Annotated in this window: 12 protein-coding genes; 9 read left to right on the forward strand and 3 right to left on the reverse strand. The window is 52.1% G+C overall.

What is annotated here, in order from left to right:
* The first annotated feature begins 40 nt into the window (after positions 1-40).
* The 7 genes from DA792_RS17100 to DA792_RS17130 are packed head-to-tail and all read left to right on the forward strand — an operon-like array spanning position 41 to position 6,788.
* Positions 41-1,066, forward strand: coding sequence for a sugar transporter (locus DA792_RS17100; protein WP_107721412.1), 1,026 nt, complete (start codon positions 41-43; stop codon positions 1,064-1,066).
* Between the two features lies 1 nt (position 1,067).
* A complete protein-coding gene (locus DA792_RS17105) occupies positions 1,068-1,739 on the forward strand; it encodes an ABC transporter ATP-binding protein (RefSeq protein ID WP_107721414.1) in 672 nt (223 codons plus the stop codon).
* Positions 1,740-1,794: 55 nt separating this feature from the next.
* Entirely contained in the window at positions 1,795-2,685 is an 891-nt protein-coding gene (locus DA792_RS17110; RefSeq protein ID WP_107721416.1) for a glycosyltransferase family 2 protein, read from the forward strand.
* A gap of 3 nt (positions 2,686-2,688) precedes the next feature.
* Entirely contained in the window at positions 2,689-3,414 is a 726-nt protein-coding gene (locus tag DA792_RS17115; protein WP_107721418.1) for a hypothetical protein, read from the forward strand.
* A 4-nt stretch (positions 3,415-3,418) separates the two neighbouring features.
* Positions 3,419-4,657 carry a glycosyltransferase gene (locus DA792_RS17120; protein ID WP_159075306.1) on the forward strand — a complete coding sequence of 413 codons (1,239 nt, stop codon included), beginning with the start codon at positions 3,419-3,421 and terminating at the stop codon, positions 4,655-4,657.
* Positions 4,658-5,683, forward strand: coding sequence for a hypothetical protein (locus tag DA792_RS17125; RefSeq protein WP_107721422.1), 1,026 nt, complete (start codon positions 4,658-4,660; stop codon positions 5,681-5,683).
* Positions 5,684-5,690: 7 nt separating this feature from the next.
* Positions 5,691-6,788 (forward strand): glycosyltransferase, encoded by a 1,098-nt coding sequence (locus tag DA792_RS17130; RefSeq protein WP_107721424.1) that lies wholly within the window; start codon positions 5,691-5,693, stop codon positions 6,786-6,788.
* A gap of 4 nt (positions 6,789-6,792) precedes the next feature.
* On the opposite strand, the gene DA792_RS17135 is transcribed toward DA792_RS17130, so the two are convergent.
* A complete protein-coding gene (locus DA792_RS17135; RefSeq protein ID WP_107721426.1) occupies positions 6,793-8,118 on the reverse strand; it encodes a GSCFA domain-containing protein in 1,326 nt (441 codons plus the stop codon).
* Between the two features lie 135 nt (positions 8,119-8,253).
* Between DA792_RS17135 and DA792_RS17140 the strand changes: the two genes are divergently transcribed.
* Positions 8,254-9,120: a glycosyltransferase family 2 protein gene (locus DA792_RS17140; protein WP_107721428.1), complete on the forward strand. Its 867-nt coding sequence runs from the start codon at positions 8,254-8,256 to the stop codon at positions 9,118-9,120.
* Here DA792_RS17140 and DA792_RS17145 read toward each other — a convergent pair.
* Positions 9,114-9,875 carry a glycosyltransferase family 2 protein gene (locus DA792_RS17145; RefSeq protein WP_107721430.1) on the reverse strand — a complete coding sequence of 254 codons (762 nt, stop codon included), beginning with the start codon at positions 9,873-9,875 and terminating at the stop codon, positions 9,114-9,116. The genes DA792_RS17140 and DA792_RS17145 overlap by 7 nt on opposite strands.
* Before the next feature lie 173 nt (positions 9,876-10,048).
* Here DA792_RS17145 and DA792_RS17150 point away from each other — a divergent pair, with 173 nt between their 5' ends.
* A complete protein-coding gene (locus DA792_RS17150) occupies positions 10,049-12,991 on the forward strand; it encodes a calcium-binding protein (RefSeq protein ID WP_159075309.1) in 2,943 nt (980 codons plus the stop codon).
* An 88-nt stretch (positions 12,992-13,079) separates the two neighbouring features.
* Here the strand turns inward: DA792_RS17150 and DA792_RS17155 are convergent, their stop codons facing one another.
* Positions 13,080-15,740, reverse strand: a complete 2,661-nt coding sequence (locus tag DA792_RS17155) for a M10 family metallopeptidase C-terminal domain-containing protein (RefSeq protein ID WP_107721434.1) — start codon at positions 15,738-15,740, stop codon at positions 13,080-13,082.
* Between the last annotated feature and the right edge of the window lie 19 nt (positions 15,741-15,759).

Consider the following 15,759-nt stretch of genomic DNA (forward strand, 5'->3'; position numbering starts at 1 on the left):
TCTTTGTGTGATTATCCCCACTTTTCTTGTGGGTCTGTATATGGGTGTGATTGCCCGCGACCAATATGTGTCGGAAGTCGCATTTTCCGTACGCAGTGCGCAGACACCGCCGGCTTTGGAACTCTTGGGTGGGATCAGCACCTTAGGTGGAGCTGACACGATGGATGCCGAAATCCTCTATGCTTTTCTGCAAAGCTCTCAGATTGTGTCAGATATCAATGCGGAAATTGATATTAAAACCAAGTATCTCTGCCCAAAGGGCACAGCGGACCCACTCTTTTGTCTGAATGCGGACGCAACGATTGAAGAGTTGGTCGCCTACTGGAATCGGATGATTGAGATTTCATATGAAAGCGGTTCTGGTATTATTGAGCTGTCGGTGAGGGCCTTTACTCCAAATGAGGCGAAGACAATTGCAGAGGCGGCGTTCGCCCGCAGTGGAGCAATGATCAACGAACTTTCAGATACCGCTCAAGCCGATGCAACGCGCTATGCCAATGATGAACTGATTCACTCCGTGGAGCGCCTTAAAAATGCGCGCCGATTGCTGGCTGAGTTTCGAAACGAAACGCAAATCATTGATCCGAGTTTGGATTTCCAAGGTCAAATGGGGGTGATTTCATCTTTGCAGGAACAGTTGACTGGCGCTTTGATTGACCGCGGTCTCGTTGAACTGACGGCCACGCGGCCTGATCCTAGATTGGATCAACTGGACCGCAAAATTGATGTGATCGAACAACAAATCAAATTGCAACGGGGACAGTTTGGCCGATCTGATGTCAATGATGCCGATGCTTATCCGCAATTGATTGGCCGGTTTGAGGAATTGAATGTGGATGTCGAATTCGCCGAGCAGGCCTATATTCAGGCGCTCGCAAACCTAGATTCCGCACAGGCTGAGGCACAGCGACAAAGCCGATATCTTACGGCGCATGTCCAGCCTACTTTGGCCGAAACCTCTGAATACCCCAAGCGATTTCTAAATACGCTGCTGACGGGATTCTTCTGCTTCTTTACATGGCTCGTCGGCGCACTCGTCTATTATTCGCTGCGAGAAAGAGCGTGAAATGGTTCGATTGGAGAACCTGACCAAAGCTTATCGAACACGGGGGCGTTTAAAGTATATTGTTGATCGTGTCTCTTTGGATCTGCCGTCCAATCGAAGCCTTGCGTTGCTTGGACGCAACGGGGCCGGAAAGTCCACGCTCCTGCGGATCATTTCCGGCAACCTCAAACCGGACAGTGGAACCGTCACGATTGATGGCACGATCTCTTGGCCGGTTGGCTATGCGGGGTCTTTCCATGGTGCCATGACGGGAGCGCAAAACACTCGGTTTGTGGCGCGCGTATATGGTGTAGATACGGATGAATTAACTGATTTTGTCCAAGATTTTTCTGAACTGGGAGATCACTTTCATATGCCAATACGCACCTATTCTTCTGGCATGAAAGCGCGTTTGGCCTTTGCTGTATCCGTCGGCATTCCGTTTCAGACCTATATTATCGACGAGGTGACCTCTGTTGGGGACGCTGCTTTTCGTCAAAAAAGCAGCGCTGTCATGCGTGAGCGGCTTAAACAGTCCGGTGCAATTGTCGTGTCCCATAATATGCGCATGGTACGTGATCTTTGCGATTGTGCGGCTGTGCTTGAAAATGGAAATCTGCGTTTTTTTGACGATGTACGTGATGCCATCGACGTTCATGAGGGCAACATGAAGGCAAATGATTATGGGGAATAGGAGATTTTGACGTTGTCAAAACGGTACACAGCTACAAACACAATGGATTTTTACAATGCTTGATGTCCTTATCCCCCACTATAATGACGCCGACCAACTCGATTTTTCACTTCGTTCGGTTGCGGATCAAACGTGGCGCGGTGATTTGCGTGTGATTGTGGTGGATGATGGTTCAGACAAAGATCAATTGTCCCGTGCGGAAAAGGTCATTATCGACAGCGATCTGAACATTGAATTGATCCGGTGTCCGGAAAATCAAGGGCGGCCGAAAGCCAGAAATACTTTATTGGATGCCTCAGACGCCCGTTTTGTGGCTTGGTTAGACGCTGGAGATGTTTGGTATCCGACCAAACTGCAAACTCAGTTCAATCGTCTCTATAAACTTGACTATGAAGGAGCCGATTTGAATTCAACTTGGGTCACCTGTAACTATGATTGGCAGTGGACGGGGCGTCGGCGCCGAACCGTGAAACAAGACACCACGGGCAATCAACTTCACGATCTTTTTGTAGGGGATCGGTTGCGGGCCTATCTGTGGACTCTGTTGGGCACACGCGCCTCTTTTATGATGGCCAATCGCTTTGACGAACGTCTGACACGGTTACAGGATCTTGATTATTTTATCTCCTTTGTGCGGGGAGGCGGCGTCCTTGTGTCTACAGATACGGCAAAACCGCTGTGTTGCTATTTTAAGTCCGACATTGGCCGTAATGCGACAGAAATCCGGAAATGCTACACGACGATTTTTGACAAACATAGGGCCCCGCTTGAGGCGTTGGGCCCCCGTTTTGTGCGTCGCGCCAAGGCCAAGGCGGATTTCGTGGCCGCACGCTTTGCCAAAAGCAATGGCGATCGCTTGCGTGCGCTTTCCTATCATGTGGACGCATTGCGCACCGATCCATATTACGTCGCACATCGCGTTAAAAAATCTCTTCGAAAAGGCTGAACAATGGACCTTTGCATCATTTTTGGCGAGAAAAGGCTGCTCTTGCCAAGGCATACTCAAGTTGACGCCTTTGAGACGTTTTTACCCGACACTCACCGCGTGTTTGAAATGCCTTGGTATTCACGCAGCGCAGGGCGATATTATCACGACCGCTTGTTGGATCACGCAGGGGATCGTCGGGTCGAAACGTCCGCACTCGCAATGCGCGCTGATTATAAAGCTGGGGATGTGCCGGTTCTGATCTTTTCCGGTGTGTTGGAGGATCGCTCGGATCTTGCATCTTTATGCGCCCTTTTGGAAAAATTGGCCGCAGAGCTTTCAGACACAACTATAAACATATCCTCACGGGTTCTGAGCACTCGTGGTCTTGATGAGGCAATGCGGGCACAGTCGGTCGCACGGCTGGACAAAGCTCTTGGTGCGCTTGACTCTCTCCAGATCGCGCCGTCTGAGATTTTGTTCCTCGAGGATCTTCCGCATTCTGCAATACACAATGCCCAGCTTAATCTGATATGCGACCAGATTGCGGATGGTTGTCTGGCCAGACTGGCGGATCTCGGATTTATCCTGGGTCGCGCGCGGGCCATAGACATTTTGTCCAAGCGCCTTGACGTGTTGGAGCAAGCGGGTTTGACAATCAATCCAGACATACCAGATGCCTATTTGGATCGTTTCACCGAGAGTCTTTTGGGCGAATTGTTGCATCGTCGGCCCAGAGGTAAGGTTTGATGCAATGAGACAGACACCGTGCCGCAAAACGCGCCTATGTTTTATTATTGATAAACTCGCCCTGCGCAGTGGGGGGGCTGAGCGTGTGCTGATTGAAACGGCCAATGCCCTGTATGATCATGGTTATGCGGTTGAAATTGTGACCTATGAACCGCGCGGCAAACGTCCGTTTTATCCGTTACGCAAAGGCATCATACTCTCCAATATTCGGCCCCGTGATCACAATAGATCGCAGGTCTGGCGTGTGATGAGTCGGGTGCGATCTATGCTGCACCGAAATCGCTTTTTCATTCCCGGTCTCTCGCATCTGCAATGGTGGAGTCAAAACGGGAGTTTTCGCCGTCGTCTCGCGGCACATATTGATGCGACGGCACCTGATGTTGCGATCGCTTTTTTGCCGCCCGCGGTGACCGCGTTGGGACATGCGCATTTTTCGCATCAGACAAGGCGCTTTGCATCCCTTCATAACGTGCCAGAACAAGATTTCGATAATCCAGGCCGTTGGGATCCAAATCCGGTGGACCGTAAATTGCGCCGCGCGGCATTGGCGCATTTCGATGGGATTGGCATCTTGTTGCCAGAGTTTAGGGATTGGTTTGATGACGAGTTGCAAGAGCGTTTGATCGTGATGCCCAACGCGGTGCACCCGGTGGATCCGGCTTGTCTATCTGCGGCTAAACGCAAAAAGCGGGTGATTTCGGTTGGGCGTTTGGCGGATGTAAAACAGCATCGGTTGCTGATTGAGGCTTGGAGCCATCTCAAAGATGATTTCCCCGATTGGATTTGCGAAATCTATGGTGTTGGTCCGTTGGAATCCGCACTCAAAGAGCAGATCGAACAGCTCCAGCTTGATGAAACTGTCATTTTACGTGGTGCTACCAACGCGATTGAAAAAGAGTACCTGAGTGCTAAAATCCTAGCTCATCCTGCCGAGTTTGAGGGCTTCGGCCTTGTGATTACCGAGGCTCTTGCGCACGGTTTGCCTGTGGTCGGATTCGAGGATTGCTCTGGGTTTAACTTTATTGTCCATGATCAAGTGTCGGGTCTTTTCGTCTCGGCAGCGGGTGATCGGGCTAAAAATCTGTCAGGATCATTGGCAAAGTTGATGCGTGATCCGGCGCTTTGCACCGCCCTTGGTGACGCCGGCTTGAAAGAAATCGAACGGTTTTCCCCCCAATCTATTCTGGCACTTTGGGAGCAAGCCATTCAGGGCACTGATCAACGCTTGGTATTGGAGGCGTGAATGGGGCGGATTATTTTACATATCGGAACGCATAAAACCGGAACCACTTCGCTTCAAAAGGGGCTGTCGCGCAATCGCGAACAGCTTGAGGCGCGCGGTATTTACTATCCGGATTATGATCTGATTGGCGCAAAGTCGCACTACGCGCATATCGGAATCGTCAATGCGTTTTCAAAGGCGCACCCTGAACTGTCGCGGGAACAAGCAGAAACTTTTTTCGCAGAAGTTCATCGGCGTTCAGCAGACTATGATTTGACCATTCTGAGCGCTGAGCCATTCTTTCGTCATGTTGGCTTTGGCGCAAATGGCCAACCCCGCAAGGTTCCCCGTAATGGCGAAGCCTATTGGGTGGCTCGGAATGATTATATTCGCGATGTGCGTGATCAGTTTGTGGGGGCCGATGTCGAAATCGTCATGGCTGTGCGCAGGCAAGTAGACTACGGCATGTCACTGTATCAAGAGCATGTTAAGACCAGCAGATATAGTGGGGATTTTTCCACGTTCCGCGAGACGTTTTGGCCCCGGTTTGACTATCTGCGCCAAGCGCGTGCCTGGCGAGAGGCCTTTGGTGCTTTTCGGTTGCTGCGGTTTGAAGATCTGGTGCGTCAAAAAGATGTTTTAGCCGCCTTTGGCCGTGCGATTGATGCAAATTTAGATGACCTGCTCCCCGCACCTTTTACCAATGCGGCCCTACCACCCGATCTTGTGGTGTGGAAGCGCATGATGCATATGGCTCAGACGAGCGAAAGGACCCTGCGCAAACAGGTGGACACGTTGTTGTCAGGGCCGCTTGCGCCGCTGTTTGCTGCTCTGCCCAAACGTTCACTCTACACAAGTTTCGAGGACATGCGGGCTTTTCACCGACAGTTTGAGGATGCAAATGAGCTATTGAAACGTGAATTTATGCCTCCGGATCTACAGGGGACACCGATGTTTTCGAATGATCTGCGTGAAGACTATCTGTTCGGTGACGCGCTGCATCCTGAATTTTTGATTCATCTCGCGGCGCATTTGTCGAAACTATGACTGAGACATGATCAAACGCCATCACATTTGCCTCGCCCCCGGTGCCCTGACCGCTGGGGGGATAAGAACGGCATTTTTAATATTGGCAGAGGCATTGTTGGCGCGAGGGCATTGTGTTGATCTGCTTGTGACGCGTCAGGTCATGACGGAGGTAGCGCTACCCAAAGGGCTGCGTGTCATTCAAGCTGGCACCAAAACCCGCAACGCCTTGCCCGCCGCTACCCGATATTTGGCACAAAACACCCCGGACGCGGTGATTTCAGCACGCCCCTATATTGATCTCTTAATGATGGCGGCGCGCGCGCTTTCTGGACATCAAAAATGTAAATTGGTCTGGAGTTTTCATACCCATCAATCCAGCGACTATGCCACCCGGGGTGTTGGCTCGCGTCTTTTGGTCCGTAGCGCCTTTGTTGCGTCTCGCTGGGCCGATAGTCTGGTCGCCGTGTCCGATGGTGTCGCAGAAGATATAGCTCTGGCGTTCTTGCCTGCCCCGAGACCTGTGCATACTATCTATAATCCGGTTAAACGGGCCGATCGCTCAGCTGCCGTCTCTGAGCCGCCACATCCATGGTTGAAAGACAAAAGCATTCCCGTTCTCCTTTCAATCGGCCGACTGGTTCAACAAAAGGACCACATGACGCTTTTGCAAGCCTTTACTGATCTGCGCAAACAGCGTCCCGTACGGCTTTTGATTTTGGGTGATGGTCCGATGCGAAGTCAGCTTGAGGCAGTAGCCCACAGCTTTGGATGCGCCGAAGAGATCGACTTCCTTGGACACCAGGTGCAGCCAGAGCGATTTTTAAGCAAAGCTGATGGGTTGGTCTCAACATCTTTGTGGGAAGGCTTTGGCTATGTGTTGGCTGAGGCCCTAGCGTGGTGTTGCCCTGTGATCGCCGCCGACTGTCCATCAGGTCCTGCGGAGGTTTTAGGTCACGGGCGCTATGGGCGTTTGGTTCCGCCCAATGATCCGAATGCACTTTGCTGTGCCATCGCTCAGGCGCTGGACGACCCTAAGCGCACATACACGTTCGAGGATGATCCATTGGATCGTTTCGATCCGGATCGTATCGCGCAGGCCTATCTTGACCTTCTGGAGGGGTGACGCGTCATTCGGCCCATTTGAGTGCAAGCGGATTGCTGGCATCGTTGGCCAATACCGCACGGGCATATGTGCGCAAATCTTCGTCAAGTCCGCAGCGAGGAAAAATATGCGCAACAGCGCGCAGATGGCGATGCAAGCGTGTGTTGCGGGTCATAATTTCGCGGCCAATTCTACGAATTTCCTTTTTGTCTTTCAGCCGCCAAGAGCTTCGCAGATACACAATGAGTTGGTCATCTGAGAGGTTCTTGAACGCTGGGCGGGCTTGAGCCAGAGCGGTAAAGGCATTCGTTTCATCTGGGCTTAGATTCGATCCCAGTGCCACTGCGGCCTCTTGGATCAGCGCCGAAAGATCATCGGGGACTTCGAAATAGTGTTTGATCAATTGTTTGACGATTTTCCCGACAAACCCATCGCGCACATGACGCAAGTCGGGTTCAAACGCATCCTGTTTGGGGGATAGAGTGGCATTTTCATAACTCGGGAAATAGTCTAAGTTCTTAAATTCGGACGCCAATTTACCCGTTGCGGCACAGAGTGTGGATTTCGACAATGCGTTGGCCAATATGACATCCCGACCGGTGAACGTAGCATTCAAAGCAACGGGAGATACGGTGATGATGATAGAGATTTCGGGGTTGATGCGCCTCAGCGTTTGCACGGTGCGCCGCATGTAAGAAAGGCAAGCCTCGTAATCCAAATTGACAAAATCGTACTGGGTGGCTGCGCGCAGGAGTTGGCGTGTTGCTGGCGCTTGATGGATATGCAGGCCAGTGTCCTGGTCCACCCAGCTTTCTGTCAAACCAAAAGTCAGAGCGACAAGATTTGCCGAAAAGGCATGGGCGTAAAGGTCATAGATTTCACGCCGGCGTTCGATAAATCGATCCTTGCTGACCGGGATAAACCCACCCAAATGAAGGTCGATCACCTGTCCATCTTGGGTATCAAACTGCATCTCTTTTGCGTCGTCTTCGAAAAATCCGGTGCCACGTTCATAGATTTTTGCAGCCCATTCAATTTCTTGGCAGACGGTGGCCGGAGTGTATTTGTTCAAAATACCGTTGCGGCGTAATCCGCCCCATTCGGCTTCTGGCGCGGAAAACTCAAGAGTGGGCAACTCAAAGCCGAGCAAGGATAGGTGTTCCTCGATGTTGCGGGCAAAACAGCTACCGATAGTGAACACCTTTGCTCCGGGAGCAATCCGGAAGGTTGGCTGTAGATTGGGCCAAGCCTGTGGCACAAGGCGATCATGTACATGCGCCCAATTCGCGGTGTCATTTCGGGTTTTCAAAGCCATACGCGCATTACTGCGTTCAAAATGAGTATCTGTCATAGGCGCATACCTTTATTTAACTTCTACCCATGAGCACTTGGGTTACTCATAAGGGGCAACTCAACATTCGTAACTCGAGGGTAGGTTTCTGAAATAGAAAAGCCTAGTCTTATCTGGAGACAAAGAGGTTAATATATGTCTGACACCCCTGAAGTTTCGGTGATAGTGCCAATTTATCGACAGTGGGATTACCTTGAGACGTTGCTTGTGGCGCTCAGCCAACAAACCCTTGAGGTTGCCCGGTTTGAAATCATTCTCGTCGCAAACGAAAGACCACCGCAGGGTTTGAATGACTGTGATTGGCCCGTGTCGGTTAAAATGATCACATGTTTGACACCTGGTTCATATGCCGCGCGCAATGCAGGGCTCAGAGAAGCGCGCGCGCGCTTTTTGGCATTTACCGATGCGGATTGTCGCCCCGAGCACACATGGCTTGAAGCGCTCTTGGCGCGCCTCACATCGGGTAACGTTCCGCTGGTCGCCGGGGCGATCAATATGGATGCACCAAAATCTGAAACGCTGTGGTCCTGTTACGATATGCTGCGTGGCATTCCGCAGCACCGATATGTGGCGCGCGGTTACGGTGCTTGTGCCAATCTTGCGGTGGCACGAAAGGTGTTTGAACAAGTTGGAGAATTTGATGAGACTCGCCTGTCTGGTGGTGACGCGGAATTTTGTCGTCGTGCCGGAGGACAAGGTCATGCCATAGCCTATGATAATAGCGCGTGCGTATGGCACCCATCACGCGCAACATTTCGCGAGGTGTTCACCAAGGCGCGCCGCATTCGCGGTGGTCAAATTCGCGCTGGCACGGTGCAGCGTCGTATCGCATGGGGGCTGATGTCCTTTGTTCCACCCATGCGAGAAACCGGTCGCTTTTTACAAGCCAAACACCCGGCTTCGTGTAAGGCCAAGGCCATTTTAGGTCTGTATGCCTTATGGTTGGGGACGCTTGGTGAAACAGTGCGTCTCAGTGTTGGCGGCTGTCCGGAGCGTCAGTGATCAACATGCCCGAGATGTTTCAAGCTGGTGCGGATAAGATAGGTCCCATAGGCCATAAATGCTCTCATACGGCTGATCTCTGGTAGGGTGCTGTAGACTTGCCACGTTGCCAAAGCGGCGCGCATACGGTTGTCGGATAAAGACCCTGTGCGCCGTCGATACTGCGTCAGAGGAGCGTGCAGCCCATGGCATATGACACCTCTTTGCGTCAGTTTTAACCAAAGGGCATAATCTTGACGCCGATGCAAATCCGGAAACCGCAAATCCCCCAAAGTGTCGCGCGCGATGATTACTGTCGATGTGCCGATGGGATTGCCCTTGAGCAGTTTCTTGAAATCACTTCGCGCGGGCACAATGCGGCGGGCAAGCTGAATGCCCTCTTGCGAAATCACCCCATAATCCGTCGCGCCAAACACAGCGTTCTGTGCCGTAAGAAATGCCAAATGCCGTTTCAGTTTGTCCGGTGCCCAAATATCGTCTGCATCTAGGAAGGCAATCCAACGGCCCTGGGCGCGCTCGAGCGCGGCATTTCGGCTTTTTGCGGCACCCTCGTTTTTTTCATTTTTAATCAAATGGATGCGTGAGGTTTGCTTTTGAAACTCTGTAAGAATTTTATCACTTAAATCTAACGATGCATCCTCCACAGCCCAGAGTTCCCAATCGGTCTCCGTTTGATCCAACACAGATTGCAACGCTGCCCCAAGAAAGGCTTCGGCATTGTAAACTGGCATGATGATTGACACCTTCGGTGGCACACAGATGTCCTTCTTTGGTCTGTATTTCGCAGCTTATCCATCCGGTGGAGACATTCCAAGTGCGAGCATTTTGATTAAACTAATCGGATGATGCCGAGATTTTGCCCGGATTGATTGAGGGTTCAGTAACACCAGTGGCGCACCCTGATCGCGTGGGAAATTTGGGTGTGACAATGCCATTGTTTGGATACTTGGGTGCAGATGCGACCGGCGATGATCGTCTGGATTATGACATCTCCGAAATGTTAATCTATGAGGGGGAATACCATCAGTTCGTGGTCGCATTTAATGGCCCATCCGGTGGCATTTCGACCTATTCCATTGCTGACAACGGTGCGCTGACTCTGTGCGACAGTCGGGTGTTTGGATGGGGTTTGCGTGCGCTTGAAACGAGCCAAACGGCACTCGTTGAAATCTCGGGGCGAACCTATGCAATCGTTGGAGCTTCGTCTTCGGGCGATATTTACGCTTATCGTATTGGAACCCAGGGGGGAATTGGATCACCGACTATTTTACCAAGCTCTGCGGTGGATTTCTCCACCGTGCGCGCGCTTTTGACTGTTTCAGAGGATGGTGACAGTGCTGGCATGATTGCGGTCGGGATCGACGGGTCCGTGCAATATGTTCATGTTGCCGAAGCACCCTCGACCATTGTCGGCATGCAAAGCTCATTGCTGTTCACAGGTGATATCGTCGCTATTGATGTGTTGGATATCGGTGGCACGCAGATCGTTCTTGCGCTTGATCAAACCTCCGCAAATCTGCGGTCCTATCAGTTTGACCCAACATCAGGGACTGCAACACTTATTTCGGTACACGGGGCTGTGGATCAGGTCGGACTTGGTCTGCCCGAAGATTTCACCACTGTGACCGTTTCTGGGGCCACCTATGTTGTGGTCGCCTCTCCTGGCTCTGGGTCTCTGACCGTGTTTAGTTTGTCCGAGACAGGCGATTTAGCCCCAGTGGATCATGTCCTAGATACCAGCAATACGAATTTTGCAAACGCCAGCCATGTAGACAGTTTCGACCTCAACGGAGTGACATTTATTGTGGCAGCTGGGGCCGACAATGGGCTAAGCCTCTTGACCCTCACACCTGAGGGTCGGCTTATTCTGGTTGAAAGCCTGACTGCCTATGCCGGTATGCCAATCTATGATCCCGCCAGTCTTGTCGTTGATTCAGATGGTGGGCAAGTTATGATTTATCTGTCTTCGGAAAGTCAGGCGGGCCTCCTTCAATTTTCGTTTGATACGGTGGCATGGACCGGCGCCTTTTACGGTGGCAGTGGCGCCGATACGGTGCAGGGGCAAAGTGGCAATCAGCTTTTGGATGGTGGTGCCGGAAACGACACTATCCTTGGCGGCAGTGGTGATGACATTTTGGTCGACGGGGCAGGGACCGATACGCTTGCAGGCGGAGATGGGCGCGACGTTTTTGTTTTTGACCGTGATGGGGACACCGATACGATCTCGGACTTTCGCCTTGGATATGATCGGATCGATCTTTCCGCCTATCCGATGGTTTACACCTCAGACGCGGTCGAGTGGTCCTATCTCAGCGGCGGTATTTGCCTGATAATTGATGGTGAACAGCTCAATATCTATTCCCACGACGGATACGATATTTCTTTCGATCAGTTGATGGCTACCGCTTTTGTGACACCGCACCGCCCAATGCTGGCCTCGTCTGGTATGATTAGTGGCAGCACACAGGCAGATGTCCTGTCCGGGTCTATCGTCGATGATATGCTTGATGGGGGTGCAGGGGGCGACATCATTTATGCCGGAGACGGCAATGATGTCATCTACGGTGGCGATGGAGCTGATACCATTTATGGTGGAATAGGCGACGACATCATCTATGGCGATGCTCAGTATGATTTAATTTTCGGTGAGGAGGGTAATGACATCGTCTATGGCGGTTCCGGCCAGGACACTGTGTATCTCGGTGAAGGTGATGATACATTCTATGATGACGATCAAACTGGCACGCATGGGCGTGATACAGTGTATGGTGGCTCTGGGCGCGATGTGATCTCGGGTGGTGGCGGCAATGATGTGTTTTATGGCGGTACCGGATCTGACCGTATTTATGGCGGCGCTGACAACGACTCGTTGTTTGGCGAGGAGGGTTGGGATCGCCTTTACGGTCAAGAGGGCGATGACATGCTCGATGGTGGTGCCGGGACAGACTATCTCTATGGCGGGCTTGGCAACGACACGATTTACGGTGGCGCAGACGATGACATCATCAGCGGAAATGAAGGCGATGATACGCTGTACGGAGATGCAGATGCGGATCGGATCTATGGCGGCAGTGGGGCGGACAGGATCGAAGGTGGGGATGGCCGCGATCGAATTTACGGTCAAGACGGAGACGACGTGCTCTTGGGCGGTGACAGCAAAGATTACCTCTACGGGGCTGGCGGCAATGACCGGATTGATGGTGGGACGGGCGATGATGTCGCTTATGGCGGTGACGGATGGGACCGCCTTTGGGGTGGGGGTGGAGACGATCATATCTATGGTGAGGCTGGCGTAGATCGTTTGTATGGCCAAGAGGGCAATGATACACTTGATGGTGGTCTTGACGCCGATTACCTCTATGGCGGTTTGGGCAATGATACTGTTTTCGGTGGAGATGGAGATGACATCATTTCTGGCAATGAAGACAACGACTCTTTGTTCGGAGATGACGGGACAGATCGCCTTTACGGTGGAACTGGCAATGATGCGATTTCAGGCGGCGTAGGTTCGGATCGCCTATATGGGCAAGAAGATGACGATTCCCTTGCCGGAGAAAGTGGCCGCGATTTTCTCTACGGAGGCGACGGAAATGACCGACTTGATGGCGGCACAGGTGATGATTTTCTCACCGGTGGCACAGGCGTAGACAGTTTCGTTTTTGCACTAAACTTTGGCAAAGATACAGTGAATGATTTTGAGTTGGGTGTCGATGTTTTGGAGTTTGGTGTTGGGGTTCAGGCCTCTGATATCGCCTATTTCACTAGCACCGAAGGGTATCTCGTCATCACGCCAGATGGAGGGGATTCACAGATTATTATGCTCAACCTGACCGAGGCAGACATTGGTGCGGTTGATATGACTTTCGTGTAGCGCCAAGGGAATATGTTCCATGGCTCAACGGTCAAAGACGTTCATTGTGCCATGGTTTTTTTGATGGGATGCTGGATGCCAAAGTTTGTTAAATCAGGCTGATATCCGCAGACAGCGCGTTAAGGTCCGTGAGCCCGCTCAGAGTGATGATGGTGTCGCCAAAATCCAAGATAATGTCGGAGCCAGAGACGCCGCCATATGTCGCGACAATCTGAGCTGCGGTCAGGTTTGCGCCATCCCAAAGAGCATCGGACAGCTCAAGCCTGTCGATACCAAGCTCAAAATCTTGAATCAAATCCGACCCAAGCGCATCCGTGTCAAACACAAAACTGTCGCTGCCGCCGTTGCCCTGTAGCACGTCATCTCCGGTGCCCCCATTGAGGGTATCCGCACCCAGCCCGCCATAGAGATAATCGTTGCCTTGATCGCCAGAGAGATCGTCATCGCCATCCTGACCATAGATGCGGTCCCAACCGTCGCCGCCAATGAGCGTGTCATTTTGGGTGCCGCCGTACATACGATCTCCACCGCCGTCGCCATAAAGCGTGTCCAAACCGGCATCGCCGGTCATAATGTCAGCGCCGTCCTCTCCTCGGAGAAAGTCATTGTCGTTCCCGCCATACATATAGTCACCATCGGCGCCGCCATAGAGCGTATCGTTGCCATCTTGGCCATACAGACGGTCGACCCCGTCATTGCCGTAGACATAGTCTGCACCATCTCCGCCCCACAGGCGATCCCAACCGTCGCCGCCAGAAATCCAATCGCCTCCATCATCGCCGTTCACACGGTCCGCTCCGGCGTCGCCGTAGATATAATCAGTACCTGCCCCGCCCGAAATAATGTCGTTGCCGTCTCCACCGTTGAGAGTATCTATTCCAGCATTGCCAGAAATGGTGTCGTTGCCGGTTCCGCCGTTGACTTCGTCATCGCCATCGCCGCCCAAAAGCGTGTCATTGCCCGCGTCGCCGTTGATGGTGTCATTGTCGGTCCCGCCAGAGACCCAATCATCACCATCTCCGCCATAAATGAGATCGTCGCCGGCATCGCCGTAAATCGTGTCATCGTCGTCCTGACCATAGAGACGGTCAAGACCGTCTCCGCCGACCAACGTGTCGCTGCCGATTCCACCGTAGAGGCGATCCCAGCCAGCTTCGCCGCGGAATTCGTCATCACCGTTGCCTCCAACCATCGTATCGCTGCCGCTACCGCCATAGACAAGATCGCCATAGGCGTCACCTGTTGATCCATCAAAGCGGTCATTGCCGCTGCCAAGGTCGGCGGTATCTTCGCCAGCATCGCCATAGACTGTGTCGTCACCCCCCATGGCTTCGATGGCGTCGTTTCCGGCACCCGCGTGGATTTCGTTGTCTGCGCTGTTGCCATAAATCGTATTGTTTCCAGATCCTGCAAACAGGTTCTCGATCACCGTGCCAACAGCGATTCCAATATTGCCAGTCAATCCGATTACATTTGAAAACTGACCATCGCGCATGTCGATCATGTCGTTATATGGCGAAAAGCTTAGGTCAATTGTATCAACACCGTTGGCATCAAAAATCGTAAACGCAATAGGGTCGCCCGAATAGCTGTTGGTGCCCCCGCCCGCAATGTCTTCGATGATATCGCCCAAATAGTTGTTCAGACCCGTTCCTGCCCCCCAGCGCGTGTCGCCGTCTGTCGCACTGCCCGCATTTGCTGCGCCATAGAGGTCTTGGATGGCGTAAATATCGGCCATCATGGTCGTGATAAGGGAGGCATAGCTCGCATCAACCGCAGTATTGTCGTCCTGCGAAAAATAGGACATGATCGACAATTGCCAGCTGTCGTTGATAAAATCGGCATCAGCGGGATAACTTGCTGATCCGTTGTAGTTTGACTGGTGTCCAAGGCCCAACGCATGGCCAATTTCATGGATATAGGTCTGGAACCCGTAGGTTCCGATTTCGTCCCCCATCGAAGAATTGACCCAGCCGCTGGAAATAATGACTTCCGAGGATGTAATCGTGTTCCCGCTGACGCTCGAGGTGGAATAGGCGTTCAGGGACGTCGAGTCCCCATTTTCATCATTGTAAAACGTGATGTCAGCACCGGCGGATGTGGTTTCTTGAAACGTGATGTCTGCGACCATTTCCCAAGCCTCGAGCGCGGCCCGTGCAAGTCCCCGTTCAGTGGCATTCAAATCCGAAATATTGACTGTGATGACATTTGAGGATGACGTATCGAAAGCGCGTCGAGCTGCGCCATTATCTTCCCAAAATCCATTGGTCAGATATGTGGCGAGTTCTTCCACAGTTGCGACGTCTGGTGGCGCGATTTCCGTCAGTTCAACGGAGTAGCTGCCGTAATTTGATGCCCCATATTGGTAGGCTTCGACGCCAATATAGTAGGTGCCGGTTGATGAGGCTGTGTAGGACAAGGCGGAATAATACCCTGGTCCGCCATCATCATTATAGCCCACAATGGTGCCATTGCTGTTGTAAAGATAGAGCACTGAATCCACGAAATTGGCGCTGCCATTTAGATTAATTTGATAGCTCTCGCCCGCGACAAGGTGAACTTCAATCCAATCCACATCGGTCTCTGACGACAACGCTCCCGTGAACGTATCTCCGACTGAAATATCATACGCCGTTCCAGCATTACTCGCGGCATCGGCACCTTCGATGACGGTTGAAAAAAATTGGCTGGCCTCTTGATAAACGCAATCGTCATCAAGCGGCCTGAATTGGCTACAAATCTCACACATAAAACACCCCGAATGCCCA

This window comes from Celeribacter baekdonensis (assembly GCF_003047105.1).
In the GTDB taxonomy this organism is placed as follows: Bacteria; Pseudomonadota; Alphaproteobacteria; order Rhodobacterales; family Rhodobacteraceae; genus Celeribacter; species Celeribacter baekdonensis_B.